Consider the following 19,263-nt stretch of genomic DNA (forward strand, 5'->3'; position numbering starts at 1 on the left):
GGCGCCCGGAGCCGCTCAGCGGGCCATGATGAGGCTCATGGCCTCGGCCCGGGTGGCCGGATCGCGTAGCTGGCCGCGGACGGCCGAGGTGAGGGTCTTGGCGCCGGGCTTGCGCACCCCGCGCATGGTCATGCACATGTGCTCGCACTCGACCACCACGATCACCCCGCGCGGCTCCAGTATCCGCATCAGGGACTCGGCGACCTGCGTGGTCAGCCGCTCTTGGACCTGGGGGCGGCGGGCGAAGACATCGACCAGCCGGGCCAGCTTGGACAGCCCGGTGATCTTGCCGTCGTGGGACGGGATGTAGCCCACATGGGCGACGCCCACGAAGGGCACCAGGTGGTGCTCGCAGGAGGACATCACCTCGATGTCCTTGACCAGCACCATCTCGTCATGGCCCAGGTCGAAGGTGGTGGTCAGGACGTCCTCGGGCTCCTGGCGCAGCCCCGCGAAGATCTCCTTGTACGCACGGGCCACCCGGCCCGGCGTCTCGCGCAGCCCCTCCCGGTCCGGGTCCTCGCCAACGGCGATCAGCAGCTCTCGGATCGCGTTCTCGGCGCGCTTCTCGTCGAACACGCCGATGGGGCTCTCGCCGTCCAGCGTCACCGGGTCGGTCATGGAGCTGCCTCGTTCCTCACATACACACAACGAACGCGTAAATGCCGCGTTCACCAGGCTAGAACCTGGTGGACGCGGCATTCATTCCAGGGCCACCGGGGACGGAAACCGCCCCCGATGGTGGGGATCAGCTCTCCGAACCGGAGCCCGAGCCCTCAGGGCGCTCGGCGGCGTCCTCCGGGGTGGTGCTCTTGGTCAGCGAAGCCGCCGAGGTGGGCTGGGCACCGTTGGCCGGGGCCAGCTCCTTGGGGGAGAGCACCGGCGGACGGGTCGAGGGCGTACGCCGCGAGGAGCCGGTCCACGCCGGGCGGGCCGGGCGCTTGATGACCGGGATGAAGATCTCGGCGATCTCCTCCTTGTTCAGCGTCTCCTTCTCCAGCAGCGCCAGCACCAGGTTGTCCAGGACGTCCCGGTTCTCGACGAGAATCTCCCAGGCCTCGTTGTGCGCGGCCTCGATGAGCTTCTTGACCTCCTCGTCCACCAGCGCGGCGACCTCTTCCGAGTAGTCGCGCTGGTGAGCCATCTCACGGCCGAGGAAGGGCTCGGAGTTGTCGGAGCCGAACTTGATCGCGCCGAGCCGCTCGGTCATGCCGTACTGCGTGACCATCGCGCGGGCGGTGGTGGTCGCCTTCTCGATGTCGTTGGACGCGCCCGTGGTCGGGTCGTGGAAGACGAGCTCCTCCGCCGCCCGGCCGCCCATCATGTAGGCGAGCTGGTCCAGCATCTCGTTGCGCGTGGTCGAGTACTTGTCCTCTTCGGGCAGGACCATGGTGTAGCCCAGGGCCCGGCCTCTGGAGAGGATCGTGACCTTGTGCACCGGGTCGCTGTTCGGAGAAGCCGCCGCGACCAGGGCGTGACCGCCCTCGTGGTACGCGGTGATCTTCTTCTCCTTGTCGCTCATGATGCGGGTCCGCTTCTGCGGGCCGGCCACGACTCGGTCGATCGCCTCGTCCAGGAAGTGGTTGTCGATCAGCTTCCCGTCGCTGCGGGCCGTCAGCAGGGCGGCCTCGTTCAGCACGTTCGACAGATCGGCACCGGTGAAGCCGGGGGTGCGACGGGCGACGGCCGACAGGTCGACGTCCGGGGCGACCGGCTTGCCCTTCTGGTGGACCTTGAGGATCTCCAGCCGGCCCTGCATGTCCGGGCGGTCGACGGCGATCTGCCGGTCGAAGCGGCCCGGGCGCAGCAGCGCCGGGTCGAGGATGTCGGGCCGGTTGGTGGCGGCGATCAGGATGACCCCGCCCTTCACATCGAAGCCGTCCATCTCGACGAGCAGCTGGTTCAGCGTCTGCTCGCGCTCGTCATGGCCGCCGCCCATGCCCGCACCGCGGTGCCGGCCGACGGCGTCGATCTCGTCGACGAAGACGATGGCCGGGGCGTTGGTCTTGGCCTGCTCGAACAGGTCGCGGACACGGGAGGCACCCACACCCACGAACATCTCGACGAAGTCGGAGCCGGAGATCGAGTAGAAGGGGACACCCGCCTCGCCCGCGACGGCACGCGCGAGCAGCGTCTTACCCGTACCGGGCGGGCCGTAGAGCAGCACACCCTTGGGGATCTTGGCGCCCACGGCCTGGAACTTCGCCGGCTCCTGCAGGAACTCCTTGATCTCCTGGAGCTCCTCGACCGCCTCGTCGGCGCCCGCCACATCGGTGAACGTCGTCTTCGGCGTGTCCTTGGTGATCAGCTTGGCCTTCGACTTCCCGAAGTTCATCACCCGGGAGCCGCCGCCCTGCATCTGATTCATCAGGAACAGGAAGACCACGACGATCAGCACGAACGGGAGCAGCGAGAGCAGAATCCCGACGAAGGGGTTCTGCTTCGACGTCGAGACGTTGTACCCGTCGGGGATCCCGTTGGGCTTCTGGGCATTGGCCTGCAGAGTCTTGGCGAGATCGACGCCCTGGTCACCGATGTAGGTGGCCTGGAGCTTGTCGCTGCCCGAGATCTTGGCGACGTTGTCCTTGAGGTTGATCTTTACCTTGTGCTCGTCGCCGGTCGTCAGTTCGGCGGACTGGACCTGGTTCTGGTTGATCGCCTTGACGACCTGACTGGTGTCCACCGACTTGTAGCCGCCGGACGAGCCGACGACCTGCATCAACACGACCACGGCGAGGACGGCCAGCACGATCCACATGACCGGCCCACGGAAGTAGCGCTTCACGTCCATCCATACGGGGCGAAGCCGCCCCGTCCCTCCTGCCACAGTGAGGCACGGCAGCCCTGGAGGGGCCGCCTGTGCGTGCGGTGTATTTGCGGTGTATGAGCTGTGTAATCCTCAGCCTCAAAAAAGACTGACCTTCGGACGGTACCCCAGCATTGTCACCCGACGCCGCCGTGGACTGTTAACAAAACCGCCTTCCCCTGCTCCAACGGCGGAAAACCCCGCCAGGTTCCCAGGGGCCCGCGGCGCCGTCAGCCGCCGTAGACGTGGGGGGCCAGGGTGCCGACGAACCGCAGGTTCCGGTACTTCTCGGCGTAGTCCAGCCCGTAGCCGACGACGAACTCGTTGGGGATGTCGAAGCCGACCCACTTCACCTTGATGGCGACCTTGGCCGCCTCCGGCTTGCGCAGCAGGGTGCAGACGTTCAGCGAGGCCGGCTCACGCGAGCCCAGGTTCGACAGCAGCCACGACAGCGTCAGTCCGGAGTCGATGATGTCCTCGACGATCAGGACGTGTTTGCCCTTGATGTCGGTATCCAAGTCCTTCAGGATACGCACCACCCCGGAGGACTGGGTGCCCGCGCCGTAGGACGACACGGCCATCCAGTCCATGGTGACGGGCGTGGACAGGGCACGTGCCAGATCCGCCATCACCATGACCGCGCCCTTGAGCACGCCGACGATCAGCAGATCCTTGCCCGCGTACTCCTCGTCGATGGTGGCCGCCAGCTCCGCCAGCTTCGCGTTGATCTCTTCCTCGGTGATGAGGACCGACTTGAGGTCGGTGCCCATGTCCTTGTCGTCCACCCGCGCCACTTTCGTTCGACGTACCCGCTCATCCGGCTCGGGCGGATCAGCCCTGCCGAATGACCAGTCTGCCACCCTCACGGCGGACCTCGACGCGGCCGGGGAGGTTGATGGCCCGCTGCCCCCGCCAGCCGGTGATCAGCCGGTCCACTTCTTCGATGTGGCGGGCGAAGAGCGAACCGGCCGGCGCGCCCGCGGCGATGGCGGCGCGGCGCAGTACCCGGCGGCGGACGGCGGTGGGCAGTCCGTGCAGGCCGACGGTGTCGAGATGCACCGCCTGCGCACCACCGGCCGCCGCCGGTGCGGTGGTCATCACATCGGCCTCGGCGCGGGCGGCCCAGGCGTCGAGGGCGTCGGCGTCGTCACGGGAGAGCTGGGCGGTGCGGGCGAGCGCCTCGACGACGCCCTTGCCCAGTGCCTTCTCCAGGATGGGCAGCGCCTCGTGGCGGACCCGGGAGCGGGTGTAGGACGGGTCCACGTTGTGCGGGTCGTCCCAGACGGGCAGCGACTGGGCCAGGCACGCCTCGCGGACCGTGTGCCGGTCCAGTTGGAGGAAGGGGCGGCGGTAGCGGCCGTCGGCCCCGGAGACCCAGGCCATGCCGGACAGCGAGCGGGTGCCGGAGCCGCGGGCGAGGCCCAGCAGAACCGTCTCGGCCTGGTCGTCACGGGTGTGGCCGAGCAGCACGGCGGTGGCGCCGTGGCGCTCGGCGGCGCCGTCCAGCGCGGCGTAGCGGGCGTCCCGGGCGGCGGCCTCGGGGCCGCCACCGCGGCCGACGGACACGGCGATTGCCTCGACCGGCGCCAGGCCCAGCGCCCGCATCCGGTCGGCGACCTCGGCGGCGCGGGCGTCGGAGCCCTGCTGCAGGCCGTGGTCGACGGTGACCCCGCCGGCCCGCAGGCCGGCTCGCGGGGCCTCGAAGGCGAGGGCGGAGGCGAGCGCCATGGAGTCGGCGCCGCCCGAGCAGGCGGCGAGTACGAGGGGCGCGTCGTCGCGCGGGGCGGAGCCGCGGGGGGCGGGGGCCGAACGCGTCGAGGGCGAAGAGGCGGCGGAGGGCGAGCAGGAGGACGAGGCCGAGTGGGCGACGAGGACGTCGTGGAGGACGCGGCGGACCGCGAGGCGTATCGCGGCGACCGCTGGATGGGGACCCATGTCCGTTTCCCATCTGTCATTCGAGGGGGTGCCTCGGGGGGTACGAGGAGTTACGCAGCTTTTCGTCACGCTGCGTATGTCGATGGTGACAGAAGCGAGCTGTTCCCCGAGCATCGCACGCCTACCCGTCGCCAACGGTCCCTCGGACGAGTGATTAAAGGGAGCGTTCGTCCGTTTCCACGTGTGCCGGGAGTGTGCCGGTTCTAGGACTCCGCCTTACGGTGCACCCGCGCGACCCACTCGGCGGGTTTGCTGATCTCCGCCTTGGTCGGGAGGGTGTTGGGCGAGGTCCAGACACGGTTGAAACCGTCCATGCCGACCTCGTTCACCACGGCCCGGACGAATCGCTCACCGTCACGGTACTGCCGCAGCTTGGCGTCGAGCCCCAGCAGCTTGCGCAGCGCCTGGTCGAGCCGGCCCGCGCCGCTCGCCCGGCGCTTCTGGAACTTCTCCCGGATCTCCGCGACGGACGGCACGACCTCCGGCCCCACCCCGTCCATGACGTAGTCGGCGTGGCCCTCCAGCAGCGACATCGCCGCGGTCAGCCGGGCCAGGATCTCCCGCTGGGAGGGGGTCTGGACCAGCTCGATGATGCTGGGCGCGCCGCGCCCCTCCTCCTCGCCCCCCTCGTCACCGGGACGGCCGCCGCCGCTCAGCGACTGGAAGGCCTCGCGGAGCCGCTCCAGCAGGGTGGCCGGGTCCACGTCGGTCTCGCCGAGGAACGCCTGGATCTCGGACTCGATGTGGTCGCGCAGCCACGGCACGGCGGTGAACTGGGTGCGGTGGGTCTCCTCGTGCAGCGAGACCCACAGCCGGAAGTCGTGCGGGGCCACGTCGAGTTCGCGCTCCACGTGGACGATGTTGGGCGCCACCAGCAGCAGCCGGCCGCCGCCCGGGGAGCCGGGCAGCTCGCGGGTCGCGGGCGCGAAGGTCTCGTACTGGCCGAGCACCCGGGAGGCGAGGAAGGACAGCAGCATCCCCAGCTCGACCCCGGTCACCTTGCCGCCGACGGCGCCCAGCACGGCCCCGCCGGGCAGTCCGCCGCGCCGGTCCTGCATCTTGCCGAGCAGCGGTTTGAGGATCTGCCGGAAGCCCGCCACATTGGCCTTGATCCAGCCCGCGCGGTCCACGACGAGGACAGGGGTGTCCGAGGCCGGGCCGCCGGAGACGGCCATCCGGGTGAACGCGCGGACGTGCTCCTCCGAGGACTTGGCGTGCCGCCGCAGCTCCGCGACGACGGCACGCGCCTCGTCACGACTCACCTCGGGCCCTGGGCGCACCAGCCGGGTCGCGGTCGCGACCGCGAGATTCCAGTCGACCATCTCCACACCACCGATGCTCGTCATGGCTTCACGGTACGTGGCCCGCGCCCCATCCGGGAGGACACCGCGGTCCGCACAGGCGGCCGCCCGGCGTCCGGGTCACCCTCGTGGCCTTACGGCGGCCACCGTGGCGTGGCCGCCCCCGCGTCCGGGTCGGGTCGCCCTCGCGCTCAGCGGCAGCCGCAGTTGGCGAGGGCCGAGGCCATTCGGTCCAGGGCGCGCTGGGCGCCGTCGGCGTCGGTGGTGCCGTTGGTCATGAACGCGAAGACCAGCAGCCGGCCGTCCGCGTCCACGACCGAGCCCGCGAGGCTGTTGACCCCGGTGAGGGTGCCGGTCTTGGCACGGACCACGCCCCGGCCGACCGCGTCCTGGGCGTAGCGGGTGCGCAGGGTGCCGCTGAAACCGGCCACCGGCAGCCCGGTGAGCAGCGACCGCAGTTGGGGATGGTCACGGTCGGCGGCGCGCACCAGCACCTGGGCGAGCAGCCCGGCGGACACATGGTCGGCGCGGTCGAGCCCGCTGCCGTCCGCGATCCGGGCACCGCTCAGCGGCACCCCGAGCTTGCGCAGCCGCTGGGTCACGGCCTTCGCCCCGCCCGCGAAGCTGGCCGGCTTGCCGGCCGCGAGGGCGGTCTGCCGGGACAGGGCCTCCGCGATGTCGTTGTCGCTGGTGGTCAGCATCCGCTCGACGAGCGAGGACAGCGGCTGGGAGCGGACGGAGGCCACCGTACGGGCGCCCTTGGCGGCCTTGCGCGAGCCGGGCTCGCCCGTCACCTCGACACCGCGGTCGCGCAGCATCGACGCGAAGGTGCCGGCCGCGTCGGCGGCCGGGTCCTCGGCGCGCGGGGCCGGGCCATGGTCGCTGTCGTCCTTACGGCCCTCGTCGGCCATCAGGGGGACGACGGGCGAGAGGTTCTCGTTGGGGCCGATCGGGTGGAGCTTCGACCCGGAGTAGAGCGACGTGTCGTAACCGAGCCGGTAGGGGCCCGCACCGCGCTTCTTGAGGGCGCGGGCGGTGGCGTCGGCCAACTGGCGGAGTGCGGCGGGGTGGTCGTCCCCCTTGACGGCCCGCGCGGTGAGCGTGGGGTCGCCGCCGCCGACCAGCACGATGTCGTGTCTGCCCGCGCCCGCCACGACGCTGGTCCTGATGCGGTGGTCCGGGCCGAGGGCGGAGAGGGCGGCGGCACCGGTCGCGAGCTTGATCGTCGAGGCGGGGACCGTGGCCGTACCCGCCTTGCTGCCGAACACCTGCTGACCGGTGGTCACGTCCATCACCGCCACCGAGCGCTCATCGGCCAACGCGGAATCCTCCAGCAGCGGTTCGAGCGTGTCGGCGAGCCCCGCCCCGGTGGGCGGCGGCACGGCGTCCCCACCGCTGTCCGGCGACTTGGGCGCGGGGCGCACGCCGAGCGCGGCCAGGACAGGCGAGGCGCTGGGCGCGGGCCGCCCCGGACCGCCGTCGCGCCCGTCGCCCGGGGCCCGGTCGTCGGCGGCTCGGGCGCGTTCGGCCGTCCGCTGTCCGCCGTCCCAGGGCCCGGCCACGAGCACCGACACCACGGCGACCACCAGACCGGTCGCGGCGGAGACCGTCACCAGTTGCCAGGTCCGCTGCTGCTCCCGGGGCGTGCGCCGCCATTCACGCCGGATACGGGCGCGCACGCGGTCCCATTCGTACAGCCCACGACCGCGCGCGCGGTCGAACTCGCGTCGCCCACGGCTCAGCCCGTGCCTCAGCCACTCCCTGACCTGCCACGATCGGGCTTCAGGCACGACCGACCAGCCCCTTTCGCCACCACACACCTGCGTGGGGGACACTTAATCACCAGACGTATGTGTTGATCATGGAGGAGCCACCCGTGGAGTTCGACGTCACCATCGAGATCCCGAAGGGTTCGCGGAACAAGTACGAGGTGGACCACGAGACGGGTCGCATCCGTCTTGACCGGCGACTCTTCACGTCGACCAGCTACCCCGCGGACTACGGCTTCGTCGAGAACACCCTCGGCGAGGACGGCGATCCGCTGGACGCACTGGTCATTCTCGACGAGCCGACGTTCCCCGGCTGCCTGATCAAGTGCCGTGCCATCGGCATGTTCAGGATGACGGACGAGGCGGGTGGCGATGACAAGCTGCTTTGCGTACCGGCCTCGGACCCCCGGGTGGAGCACCTGCGTGATATTCACCACGTTTCAGAGTTCGACCGCCTGGAAATCCAGCACTTCTTCGAGGTCTACAAGGACCTCGAGCCGGGCAAGTCGGTCGAAGGGGCCAACTGGGTGGGCCGCGCCGAGGCCGAGGCCGAGGTGGAGGCGTCCATCAAGCGCCTCGAGGCCGCCGGCGGCCACTGAGTCCTGACCACGCCGGAGGGCGGGACACCCTGTGGGTGTCCCGCCCTCCGGCGTTTCCGGGTCCGGGACGGCGGCGGCCCCGGGCGGGCGAGGCCCAGGACGGGTACGGCCCCGGTCGGCGCGCCCGTCAGAAGCCCCTCGTGCGCTTGGCGGCACGGCGGTCGGAGGGGTCGATGGTCGCGCCGGGGGTCTTCAGGAAGAGGCGCGCGGCCTCGCCTCCCAGGTTCACCCCTATGGCGATCGCCAGGGCCAGCGCCACCGCCTGGGTGAGGTGCGGAATGCCGCGGTCCAGGTTGCCCTGGGCCAGGGCGAGCAGGCCGAAGTAGGTCGCGCTACCGGGCAGCAGCGGCCCTATCGCCGCCGTGACGTACGGCAGCGCCGAGGCGTACCGATAGCGCGAGAGCAACTGGCCGAAGAGGCCGACCAGCCCCGCGGCCACGGTCGTGGCGGCCACCTTCGGGACGCCGGCGGTGTCGGCCAGCGCCCCGTAGACCACCCAGGCGACCCCGCCGTTGAGCGTGGCGAACAGCACGGTGTGACGTTCCTGCTGAAGCAGGATGCAGAAGGTCAGCGCGAGCAGCATCGCCGCCAGGATCTGGATCACCGGCCGCTCCACATGGCGCAGCGCCGCCTCCGGGTTCAGCTTGGCGTCGAGCTGGACGCCTCCGTAGAGCACCGTGAGCACCCCGCACACGATGCCCACGATCAGATAGCCGACCTCCAGGAGGCGGGCCGCCGCGGTGATGTAGTAGCCGGTCAGCCCGTCCTGGACGCCCGCGACCAGCGCCCGCCCCGGGATCAGCGCGAACAGCCCACCGGTGATCACGGCGGACGCCTGAAGCCCGAAGTTCATGAGGCTGAGCGCCACGCCCATCGCGGCCGGCGGCATCGCCGCGGCCACGAACTGGTAGAACTCCGGAAGCCCGCGCCCCGAGGCCAGCCACGCCAGCCGGTCGCCGAGCATCGCGCCGATGGCCGCCGCGAAGAAGACCGGCCAGTCACCGCCGACCAGCATGCTCGCCGCGCCGGCCAGCCCTCCGCCGGCCACGGTGAGCGCCCAGCCGGGGTAGGGGTGGCGGTTACGGCGTATCTCGGCGAGCCGCCGGTACGCCTCCTCCAGCGTGAAGTCGTCCTCCGAGGTGATGTCGTCGACGAGCCGGAAGACCGCGGACAGCCGGGTGTAGTCGGTGCCCCGGCGCCGCACGGTCCGGCTGGCGGTGACCGGGTCGTCGACCAGCGAGCGCTGGTAGCTGACCGACAGCAGGGTGAAGGTGACGGTCGGCTCGCAGCGGTCGAGCCCGTACGCGTGCGCCACGCCGAGCATCGCCGCCTCGACGTCCTCGGCCCCCTCGCCGCCCGCGAGCAGCAGCTCGGCGATGCGGAGGGTGAGGTCGAGCACACGCGGCACGGCCGGCCCGGTCTCGTCCTGCTGCTCGACGCGCTCGGGCGTCGGGCGCTCGCTGATCGGCATGCGCAGCATCGTGCGCATCCGGTCCTGCCAGGGGGCGTCCTTGGTCAGCCGGACGACGGGGAAGCCGTTCGGCGGGGTGATGGCGGGGAAGCCGCCGGTGGTCTGGTTGCTCTGCGGGGTGATCACCCCGGGCGGCGGCACGAAGGCCGAGCCCTCGGGGTCGACGGAGGTCTCCGCCGTCAGCCCGTTGGGCACGGCGAACTCCGATGTCGGGTGCTCGTCCTCGGGCGGCGGCGGCATGGGTATGCCGAGAGGAGGGGTGAAAGCGCTGTGCGCCTCGTCGGACTGGGGCTTCTGGTTCTCCCCCGTGTCCGTGTCCACCCCGCTCGCACCGCGCGGCGTCTGCTGACGGTCCGGCCTCACGTCTCCTCGCTCCTCACCAGCCCTCCCCGTACGGTTTCCAGCAGCCAAGGATGCAGCATCGGCGGCCACCGGAGCCCATTGTGCGGGGCGGTGACCGCCGAGGGGGAGTGGGGGCGGGTGTGTGTGACGAGCGTGAATGCAGGTGAACGAGGTGCAGGCGGGACGGGAGACGCCGGGTGACGGGGAGCGCCACGGCGGCGGGAGACCCCGGGGCGGTCAGCGGCCCCGGCGCTCGGCGTCAGCGCTTGGCGTGGCGTCCGCGCGGCCCCTGGGAGGGCCCACCCGAGGCCGGGCCCTGCGGATCCGGCTCCGCGGCGGCCTCCTTCTTCGCCTTGCCGCGGGCCCGGAGGAACTCGATCACGATCGGGACGATCGACAGCAGCACGATCGCGATCAGCATCAGCTCGATGTGCTGATGGACGAAGTCGATCTTCCCGAGCGCCGAGCCCAGCAGGGTGACGCCGGTGCCCCACAGCACGCCGCCGATGACGTTGAAGATGATGAACGAGCGGTAGTTCATCCGGCTCACGCCCGCGATGATCGGCGTGAACGTCCGCACGATGGGCACGAAGCGGGCGAGGATCAGCGACTTCGGCCCGTGCTTCTCGAAGAACTCATGCGCCTTCTCCACGTTCTCCTGTTTGAAGAGCTTGGAGTCGGGGCGCCGGAACAGCGACGGCCCCACCTTCCGGCCGAAGAGATAGCCGACCTGGTCACCGACGATCGCGGCGACCGCGACGGCCACGCACACCAGCCACAGCTCCTGCTTGATCACATCGGTGGTCACCAGCAGACCGGTGGTGAAGAGCAGCGAGTCGCCGGGCAGGAAGAAGCCGATGAGCAGACCGGACTCCGCGAAGACGATGGCCAGGACGCCGAGCAGACCGAAGGTTTCGATCAGATGGTCCGGGTCCAGCCACTGAGGGCCGAGCGCGAGGGTGTTCACGGGTGGGAGGCTCCTGGGTCGAGGGAAGCAGGCTCGTGCGAGGCCCGGCCGCAGGGTCGGGGCGGAACTGAGGTGTTCTTCGCAGTGTGCCGCCCAAAGCTATCAACGCCGTGTGCGTGCCCTTGGTTCCCACCGCCCAGGACGCCCGCCCTCGTCCCCACCCTCCAGGGATGCCCCTAGGCCCTAGCGGTGCCGCTCCGCGTTGGCGAGGATCGCGTCCCGGAGGTAGCCGGCCAGCCCCGGCCCGGCCTTGTCGATGTTCTCCGTGAAGCGGTGGTCCGAGACGTACATCCGGCCCAGGCAGGCGTGCATCTCATGGCCGCATTCGTAGTGGTTCCGGCTGATCCCCTGCCGGTGCTCCTCGGCGAGGTCCATCGCCGCCTCGGACGTCGGTGGGGTGCCCGCGCCCATCAGCGCGAGGAAGCGGTTGCTGATCTCGTCCGCCTCCTCCTGGATCCGCTTCCAGTCCTCCTTGGTGTACGAGGCGGCTCTGCGCTGGGACTCCTTGTACGCCTCGGTGTTCCCCCAGCGCTGCTCGACCTCCTCCTGGTGCTCGTCCGGGTCGAAGTCCCCGAAGACCTCGAACTTCTCCTCCGGGGTCAGATTGATGCCCATCTTCCGCGCCTCCATGGCCTGTTCGACGGCGGCGGCCATCTTCCGCAGCCGCTCGATCCGGTCGGTCAGCAGCCGGTGCTGACGCCGCAGGTGGGCCTGCGGATCGATATCCGGGTCGTCGAGCAGCACCGCCACCTCTTCGAGCGGAAAGCCCAGCTCCCGGTAGAACAGGATCCGCTGCAGCCGGTCGAGGTCGGCGTCGTCGTAACGCCGGTGCCCTGCCGCGCTGCGGGCGCCGGGGCGCAGCAGCCCGATCTCGTCGTAGTGGTGCAGCGTGCGCACCGTGACGCCGGCGAAGCCCGCGACCTGTCCCACGGAGTAGCTCATGGCCTGATCCGCTCTCCTTCAGTTCGGTACGGGTTCCACGGTGCGCCCTTACGTCGCGTGAGGTGCAAGTCCGGATGGCGAAACCCGCTGGGCGGCGCGGCAGGCGGCTGTCATCCTGCCGATTGTGCTGGGGATAACCGATCTTTCGACCTATCTGGCCGGTCTGGCGCTGATCATCCTGCTGCCGGGCCCCAATTCGCTGTATGTGGTGTCGGTCGCGGCCCGCCGCGGCCCCCGTACCGGCTATCGGGCGGCGGCCGGGGTGCTGTGCGGGGACGCCGTGCTGATGGCGCTGTCGGCGGGCGGGGTGGCCTCGCTGCTGAACGCCAGCCCGGTGCTCTTCGCGGTGGTCAAGTTCGCGGGCGCGGGCTATCTGACCTGGCTGGCGCTGGGCATGCTGCGCGGGGCGCGGGCGCTGTGGCGCCGCCGGCCGGGGAGCGCGGACGGGGCCGCGGAGTCGGCGGATGCCTCTATGGAGTCGGCGGACACGGCCAAGGGGTCCGTGGACACGGCCAAGGGGTCCGTGGACACGGCCAAGGGGTCCGTGGACACGGCCAAGGGGTCCGTGGATGCGGCCAACGGGTCCGCGGAGGGCGAGCGCCCGTACCGCAGGGCGCTGGTCATCAGCCTGCTGAACCCGAAGGCGATCCTCTTCTTCATCTCCTTCTTCGTGCAGTTCGTGGATCCGGACTACGCCCATCCCGCGCTGTCCTTCCTGGCGCTGGGCGCCTGGGCGCAGTTGTTCAGCATCACCTATCTGTCGGTGCTGATCTTCAGCGGTACGTATCTGGCGGCCACCTTCCGGCGGCGCCGGCGGCTGAGGGCGGGGCTCTCGGCGGCCGCGGGCGCGGCCTTCCTCGGCTTCGCGGCGAAGCTGTCGCTCAGCAGCGCGGGGTAGCGGGCCGGGCGCGGGGGCACGGCGCGGGATCAGGATTTATGCCTGATATGCCCCTAATTTAACGAAGATGGCTCTTCATAAAGGCACTCGCGGCCGACGCGACAGGGAAGAACGCCCCGAAATCTCCATCAATCCGCTCTACGGCGAGGCCAATCCGGTCAGCGGCATGACCGGCAAACCCCCGCGCCGCCGCCTCCCGGACGAACCGATGGCGGCCACGACCGCCTATCAGTTCGTCCATGACGAACTGATGCTGGACGGCAACGCCCGCCAGAATCTCGCCACCTTCGTCACCACGTGGATGGAGCCGCAGGCGGGCAAGCTGATGTCCGACTGCCGCGACAAGAACATGATCGACAAGGATGAGTACCCGCGCACCGCCGAACTGGAGCGGCGGTGCGTGGTGATGCTCGCCCATCTGTGGCACGCACCCGATCCGGACACGGTCGTGGGCTGCTCCACCACGGGGTCGAGCGAGGCGTGCATGCTGGCCGGAATGGCCTTCAAGCGGCGCTGGGCCCAGCGGAACCCGGTGAGCTATCCGGCGACCGCCCGCCCCAACCTGATCATGGGTACCAATGTCCAGGTGTGCTGGGAGAAGTTCTGCAACTTCTGGGAGGTGGAGGCGCGGCAGGTGCCCATGGAGGGCAACCGGTTCCACCTCGACCCCCAGGCCGCCGCCGAGCTGTGCGACGAGAACACCATCGGGGTCGTGACGATCCTGGGGTCCACCTTCGACGGCTCCTACGAACCCGTCGCCGAGGTGTGCCGGGCACTGGACGACCTCCAGGAGCGCACGGGACTGGACATCCCGGTGCATGTGGACGGCGCCTCGGGCGCGATGATCGCGCCGTTTCTCGACCAGGACCTGGTGTGGGACTTCCAGTTGCCGCGGGTCGCCTCCATCAACACCTCGGGGCACAAGTACGGCCTGGTCTACCCCGGGGTGGGGTGGGCGCTGTGGCGAACGTCGGACGCGCTGCCCGAGGACCTGGTCTTCCGCGTCGACTACCTGGGCGGCGACATGCCGACGTTCTCGCTCAACTTCTCCCGCCCCGGCGCCCAGGTGGCCGCCCAGTACTACACCTTTGTCCGCCTGGGCCGGGAGGGCTTCCGCGCCGTGCAGCAGAACACCCGCGATGTGGCGCGCTCGCTCGCCGAGCGGATCGAGGCGTTCGGGGACTTCACCATGCTCAGCCGCGGCGATGAGCTGCCGGTGTTCGCGTTCACCACGGCGGAGGGGGTCGGCACCTTCGATGTCTACGACGTCTCGCGGCGGCTGCGCGAACGCGGCTGGCTGGTGCCCGCGTACACCTTCCCGCCCAACCGGGAGGACCTGTCCGTGCTGCGGGTGGTGTGCCGCAACGGCTTCTCGGAGGACCTCGCCGATCTCTTCCTGAACGACCTGGAGTCGCTGCTGCCGGAGCTGCGGTCGCAGCCCGCGCCCTTGGGGAAGGTCGTCAAGGCGTTCCACCACTGAGCCCGGTGTCTCCGGTCCTGGGAACGACGGCGGTCAGCGCGTGCGGGCCGGGGCCCGGAGCAGCTCGGCCCGGCGCCGGACCGCCTCCAGCGCACCGGGCTTGCGGCCGGGCACCCTGCTCCGCAGCTCCATCAGCGGCGGGACGAGGGCGCTGGCCCTGGCCCGGTCCTCGACGAACTGCCACTGGTGGTGCGCCCGGTCCACGGCCCCCTCGACCTCGGGGTGGCCGACCGGTTCCCCGTTGCCCAGCCGCGCGTCGGCCACCGCGAGCCACAACTCACAGGCGCGGGCCGGGTCCCCGGCGATACGGGAGAGATCGGCGCGGACCTCCAGCCAGTGGATCGCCTCGTCGGAACGGGGACCGGCGGTCCGGAGGGCCTCCTGCTCCCAGGCGGCCGCCATCGAGGCGGCCTCGCTGTGCCGTCCCGAGTTGGCCGCCTCGAATATCGCCGCGTGCGTGGCGGCCAGCGGATCGGCCACGGGCGCCCGCCTGGGCGGCGGGGGCAGGGGGGCGTGCGTCGGCTGGGGCGGGCGCAGTGATGGTGGCGCCGGTCGGGGATCGGCGGAGAGGAACGATTCGGGAGGGCCCGGCGGCATGCGCGGCGGCATGACCGCCACCGGCCCGGCTGCCCCAGCAGGTCCGGTCTGCCCGGCCCATCCGGCGGCCTCCGGGCCAGGAGCGGCATCCGGGACCGCGTACGCCGCACCCGGCCCGGCGCCGTCCAGCAGCAGTTCGGGACCGCTGCCCAACCCGGCCTCCATCGCGGCCCGCTGGTGCAGCAGCGCGAGCGGCGGGCGCTCGGCGGCGCCCCGCAGCAGCCCGGCGAACGCCCGGCTGTAGTCCGGCGTCGCCATCCCCCGCTTGGGCGGGGCTCCCCGCTTGGGCGGGGCGGGCGCCACCGTGCCGTACAGCGTCAGCCCGGCGGCGAGCCCGGACGGCCCGGCAGCCCTCAGCGGCGGCCATGCCGTCTCGTCGGCCACCAGATCGGCGACCACGACGGTGCTGCCCGGCGGCCGTCGGCCGAGCTCGGCCGCCAGCCAGTGCCAGGGCAGCGCCGTATAGCGGGCGGTCCTCGGCGTCGTACGGGCCAACGCCAGGTGCGGCAGCCGCTGTTTGGCGTCGAGGGTGAGCTGGCCCGCGAGATGGACCAGCACCGGGCCCGGGTGCGCGGCGGCGGTGCGCAGATGCGTCAGCACGGTCTGCGGATCGGCCGGGTCCACGAGTTGGACGACGCTGGCGCCGCCGGGCGTGCCCAGCAGCGCCGCCGGCGGTACGGCGGCGAGCTGAGGCAGCGCGGCGGCCGCGTCCATCAGTCGCTGTTTACCGGCCGGACCGGCGGCGAGCAGCAGGGCGTATCCGGGCCCGCTCACCGTCTCCGCCCCCGTGCCCGACCTGTCGTTCCCCATATATGCACCGTATCCGCAACCGGCGACGACCGGTGGGGGTGTGACCCGCCGGGCGTCGGGCAGCGGTGTGGTCGGCTCCGGGTCCGGCCGGCTCCGGCGGGCCGGGCCCGGACCGTCGTCAGCGGCTGAGCCGCCCGTAACGCCGCACGGCCAGCGGCGCGAAGACCGCGATGAGCGCCAGCGGCCAGCAGACGGCGAGGAGATGGGCGTGGTCCGCCGCCCAGCCCTCGCCGCCGCCACCGGGACCGCCGAACAGATCGCGGATCGCGGTGGCCGTCGCCGACATCGGGTTCCAGACCGCGAGGGCGCCGAGCCAGCCGGGCATGGTCTCGGGCGAGGCGAAGACGTTGGAGAGGAAGCCCAGCGGCCAGACCAGGATCTGCACGGCCTGCACCATCTCCGGGCGTCCGGCGGCCATGCCCAGGAAGATGCCGAGCCACAGCATCGCGAAGCGCAGCCACAGCAGCAGCCCGACGGCGAGGAGCCCGTCGCCGACGCCGCCGTGCCAGCGCCAGCCCATCGCCAGACCGACCCCGAGCAGGACGAACAGACCGAGCGCCGACTGGAGCATGTCCAGCACGCTGCGCCCGGCCAGGACCGCCGAGCGGGCCATCGGCATCGAGCGGAAGCGGTCGATGACGCCCTTGTTGAGGTCCTGGGTGATGGCGAGCATCGTCCCTTCGAGGCCGAACACCATGGTGAGCGCGAGCGTGCCCGGCACCAGGAAGTCCTTGTAGTCACCGCCGCCCGGGACGGTCATCCCGCCGCCGAGGAAGTAGGCGAACATCAGCAGCATCATCACCGGGAAGACGAGCTGAACGACCACCTGGACGGGCTGCCGGGCCCAGTGGGCGAGCCCGCGGCGGGTCATGGTCCAGGAGTCGGTGAGGGTCGCGGTCGTCATACGGGGGTCTCCTCCTCGGCTGTGTCCGCCTTGGACCTCTCCGCCGTGGCCGGTTCCCCGGTGAGATGCAGAAAGACCTCGTCGAGGGTGGGGCGGCGCAGCACGATGTCCTCCGCCTCGATCCCGGCCGCCGCCAGCGCCCGTACGGTCTCGGTGAGCGCGGCGACCCGATCGGTGACCCGTGCGCCGAGCCGCCGGCGGTCGGGGTCGGTCTCGACCTCACCGGCGCGGGCCGCCCTGCCCACGACCGAGGCGGCGGCGGACAGTTGGCCCGCGTCGCGCAGCACCACCTCGATACGGTCCCCGCCGAGTCTGGCCTTCAGCTCGTCGGCGGTCCCGTCGGCGATGGCCCGCCCGCCGTCGATCACGCAGACGCGGTCGGCGAGTTGGTCCGCCTCCTCCAGGTACTGGGTGGTGAGCAGCACGGTCGTACCGCCGTCCACCAGCGAACGGACCGCGTTCCACACCTCCGTACGGCCCCGGGGGTCGAGCCCGGTGGTCGGCTCGTCCAGGAAGAGGATCCGCGGCCGCATGACGAGGCTCGCCGCGAGATCCAGCCTGCGCCGCATCCCGCCGCTGTACTGGCTGACGGCCTTGGTGCCGGTGCCGGCCAGGCCGAACCGCTCCAGCAGCTCGTCCGCGCGGGCTGCCGCCTGCCGACCGCCCAGGTGGTAGAGGCGGCCGAACATCTCCAGGTTCTGCCGTCCGCTCAGCTCCTCGTCCACCGCCGCGTGCTGCCCGACCAGGCCGATGCGGTAGCGGACCTGGTCGGGGTCGCGCAGCACGTCGTACCCGGCGACCTCGGCCCGGCCGCCGTCGTGCCGCAGCAGGGTGGCCAGGATCCGTACGCAGGTGGTCTTGCCCGCGCCGTTGGGGCCGAGCACGGCGTGCACGGTGCCCTGCGGGACGGTCAGATCGAGCCCGGCGAGGGCTTGTTTGTCCCGGTAGGTCTTCCGTAGTCCCTCGACGACGATCGCGGGATCGCTGTCGGCCAAGGTCTTCCCCTCTCCTTCTGTACTTCTCCGGGGCCTGCGCTTCCCCGGGGCCCGTAGTCAAGTTTGACTACGGGGACCGGAACGTACTGCCCGTCACCCCGACTAGTCAAACTTGAATAACGGCGAGGACCGCCATCAGCCGCCCTCCCTCGGCATGGCCGTCCTCAGTCCGCGTCGGGCACGGCGAACGGGTTGGGAACCCCGTCCGGCAGCACCTCCACCGAGCGCTCCCCCTCGCCCGCCATCACATACGCCCCGCCCTCGAGCCGCTCGATCAGCCCACGGGTCCACTCGGCTCCGCTGTCCGCGGAGTGCACCCAGAACTTCATGATCTCGCCGATATGGCCCCACTCCTCGAGGGTGCCGTCCTGTGGCGTCCAATGCCGGGTCACCTCGGCCCGCCACTCCTCCAGCGCCGCCACCCGCTGCTTCAGCAGGGCGATCGCCTCGGCGCGGGGCAGGTCGACGATGAAACCCACCCCGGCCGTCAGCTCGTCGATCTTCTGGTCATGGCGCAGCAACGCATCCCGCAGCAGCCGGAAGTACTCCTCCTCGCCCACCTCGGTCAGCTCGTACTCGGTCCGCGGCGGCCCGCCGACCGTGCTCGGCGCGACATCGTGCGCGCGCATCAGGCCTTGCTTCGCCATCTGTTTGAGGGCGTGGTAGATCGAGCCGGGTTTGGCGTTGGACCACTCATGCGCACCCCAGAACTCCAGGTCGTTACGGACCTGATAGCCGTGCGCCCGCCCGTGCTGGCGCACGGCCCCCAGCACCAGCAACCGGATCGCTGACATCGCCCGCTCTTCTCCATCCTGGTCCCGGCCCCGCCCGTGACCAGGCTAGGCCGTCGCCGGGCCCGGCGGATCACCCCTCCAGGATCGACCAGTCCGGCTCCGGCATCGCGCCCGTCTCGAAGACCAGGTCGAAGGCGCCCTTGCCGTCGATCGTCTCGCGGATGATGTCGGCGTGACCGGCGTGCCGGGCGATTTCCTCGATCAGATGGAGGATGGCCCAGCGCCAGGTGCGGGTGCCCCCCTCGTCCCAGGGGAGCCGGAGAGCCTCGAAGGTCGCGTCCAGCGACGGCAGGGCCCGCACCGCCTCGTCGGTCTCGCGCGCCACCTCGTCGTACAGCGCGAGCATCGCCTCCACCGTCTCGTCCTCGGTGGGCTCGAAGGTGTGCTCCCACTCGGCCATCTGGTCCTTGGCGTTCCCCGGCGCCTTGCCCTGGAGGACGCGCAGCCAGCCGCGCTCGCCGGTGGCCAGGTGCTTGAGCAGCCCGGCCAGCGAGAGCGCGCTCGCGCTGGGGGTGCTGCGGGCCTGTTCCTCGGTCAGGCCGTGCACCGAGCGCCGGATGCCGCCGCGCTGCGCGTCCAGGTACGCGAGCAGCGCACCGCGCTCGTCGTTACATGCCTCGGGGTTCACGATCACGGGCATGGCTGCCGCCTCT

The 19,263-nt window shown here is 71.2% G+C and carries 17 protein-coding genes; 3 read left to right on the top strand and 14 right to left on the bottom strand.

Annotated elements, in window-relative coordinates; all coding sequences use genetic code 11:
• Positions 1–15: 15 nt before the first annotated feature.
• The 6 genes from folE to dacB form a co-directional block, all read right to left on the bottom strand.
• On the bottom strand, positions 16–621 hold the full coding sequence (folE, locus tag STRVI_RS42020; protein WP_014061656.1) for a GTP cyclohydrolase I FolE: 606 nt from the start codon (positions 619–621) through the stop codon (positions 16–18).
• Between the two features lie 127 nt (positions 622–748).
• Positions 749–2,791, bottom strand: a complete 2,043-nt coding sequence (gene ftsH, locus STRVI_RS42025) for an ATP-dependent zinc metalloprotease FtsH (protein WP_014061657.1) — start codon at positions 2,789–2,791, stop codon at positions 749–751.
• A 245-nt stretch (positions 2,792–3,036) separates the two neighbouring features.
• Entirely contained in the window at positions 3,037–3,576 is a 540-nt protein-coding gene (hpt, locus tag STRVI_RS42030; RefSeq protein WP_043241584.1) for a hypoxanthine phosphoribosyltransferase, read from the bottom strand.
• 61 nt (positions 3,577–3,637) lie between these two features.
• On the bottom strand, positions 3,638–4,741 hold the full coding sequence (gene tilS, locus STRVI_RS42035) for a tRNA lysidine(34) synthetase TilS (RefSeq protein WP_014061659.1): 1,104 nt from the start codon (positions 4,739–4,741) through the stop codon (positions 3,638–3,640).
• 203 nt (positions 4,742–4,944) lie between these two features.
• Positions 4,945–6,087, bottom strand: a complete 1,143-nt coding sequence (locus STRVI_RS42040; protein WP_014061660.1) for a zinc-dependent metalloprotease — start codon at positions 6,085–6,087, stop codon at positions 4,945–4,947.
• Positions 6,088–6,233: 146 nt separating this feature from the next.
• Positions 6,234–7,832 (bottom strand): D-alanyl-D-alanine carboxypeptidase/D-alanyl-D-alanine endopeptidase, encoded by a 1,599-nt coding sequence (gene dacB / locus STRVI_RS42045; protein ID WP_014061661.1) that lies wholly within the window; start codon positions 7,830–7,832, stop codon positions 6,234–6,236.
• A gap of 86 nt (positions 7,833–7,918) precedes the next feature.
• Between dacB and STRVI_RS42050 the strand changes: the two genes are divergently transcribed.
• Entirely contained in the window at positions 7,919–8,410 is a 492-nt protein-coding gene (locus STRVI_RS42050) for an inorganic diphosphatase (RefSeq protein ID WP_014061662.1), read from the top strand.
• Positions 8,411–8,537: 127 nt separating this feature from the next.
• On the opposite strand, the gene STRVI_RS42055 is transcribed toward STRVI_RS42050, so the two are convergent.
• The 3 genes from STRVI_RS42055 to STRVI_RS42065 form a co-directional block, all read right to left on the bottom strand.
• Positions 8,538–10,244 (bottom strand): threonine/serine ThrE exporter family protein, encoded by a 1,707-nt coding sequence (locus STRVI_RS42055; RefSeq protein WP_014061663.1) that lies wholly within the window; start codon positions 10,242–10,244, stop codon positions 8,538–8,540.
• A gap of 238 nt (positions 10,245–10,482) precedes the next feature.
• On the bottom strand, positions 10,483–11,190 hold the full coding sequence (locus STRVI_RS42060; RefSeq protein ID WP_014061664.1) for a DedA family protein: 708 nt from the start codon (positions 11,188–11,190) through the stop codon (positions 10,483–10,485).
• A 183-nt stretch (positions 11,191–11,373) separates the two neighbouring features.
• The gene (locus STRVI_RS42065) at positions 11,374–12,132 is read right to left on the bottom strand and encodes a MerR family transcriptional regulator (protein WP_014061665.1); all 759 of its coding nucleotides are present in this window, start codon (positions 12,130–12,132) and stop codon (positions 11,374–11,376) included.
• A gap of 124 nt (positions 12,133–12,256) precedes the next feature.
• Between STRVI_RS42065 and leuE the strand changes: the two genes are divergently transcribed.
• Together leuE and STRVI_RS42075 are read left to right on the top strand one after the other, a co-directional pair.
• A complete protein-coding gene (gene leuE, locus STRVI_RS42070) occupies positions 12,257–13,030 on the top strand; it encodes a leucine efflux protein LeuE (protein ID WP_014061666.1) in 774 nt (257 codons plus the stop codon).
• Positions 13,031–13,097: 67 nt separating this feature from the next.
• The gene (locus STRVI_RS42075; RefSeq protein ID WP_014061667.1) at positions 13,098–14,510 is read left to right on the top strand and encodes a glutamate decarboxylase; all 1,413 of its coding nucleotides are present in this window, start codon (positions 13,098–13,100) and stop codon (positions 14,508–14,510) included.
• A gap of 33 nt (positions 14,511–14,543) precedes the next feature.
• Here STRVI_RS42075 and STRVI_RS42080 read toward each other — a convergent pair whose 3' ends face one another.
• The 5 genes from STRVI_RS42080 to STRVI_RS42100 all read right to left on the bottom strand — a co-directional run bounded on the left by STRVI_RS42080 (position 14,544) and on the right by STRVI_RS42100 (position 19,250).
• Positions 14,544–15,917 carry a hypothetical protein gene (locus tag STRVI_RS42080; RefSeq protein WP_014061668.1) on the bottom strand — a complete coding sequence of 458 codons (1,374 nt, stop codon included), beginning with the start codon at positions 15,915–15,917 and terminating at the stop codon, positions 14,544–14,546.
• Between the two features lie 118 nt (positions 15,918–16,035).
• Complete coding sequence (locus STRVI_RS42085) at positions 16,036–16,821, bottom strand: ABC transporter permease (protein WP_014061669.1); 786 nt, start codon at positions 16,819–16,821, stop codon at positions 16,036–16,038.
• Entirely contained in the window at positions 16,818–17,816 is a 999-nt protein-coding gene (locus STRVI_RS42090) for a daunorubicin resistance protein DrrA family ABC transporter ATP-binding protein (protein WP_014061670.1), read from the bottom strand. Before STRVI_RS42090 ends, STRVI_RS42085 begins: the two co-directional genes overlap by 4 nt.
• Positions 17,817–17,980: 164 nt before the next feature.
• Positions 17,981–18,610: a PadR family transcriptional regulator gene (locus STRVI_RS42095; protein WP_014061671.1), complete on the bottom strand. Its 630-nt coding sequence runs from the start codon at positions 18,608–18,610 to the stop codon at positions 17,981–17,983.
• 70 nt (positions 18,611–18,680) lie between these two features.
• Entirely contained in the window at positions 18,681–19,250 is a 570-nt protein-coding gene (locus STRVI_RS42100) for a DinB family protein (RefSeq protein ID WP_014061672.1), read from the bottom strand.
• Between the last annotated feature and the right edge of the window lie 13 nt (positions 19,251–19,263).

This window comes from Streptomyces violaceusniger Tu 4113, assembly GCF_000147815.2.
Lineage (GTDB): Bacteria > Actinomycetota > Actinomycetes > Streptomycetales > Streptomycetaceae > Streptomyces > Streptomyces violaceusniger_A.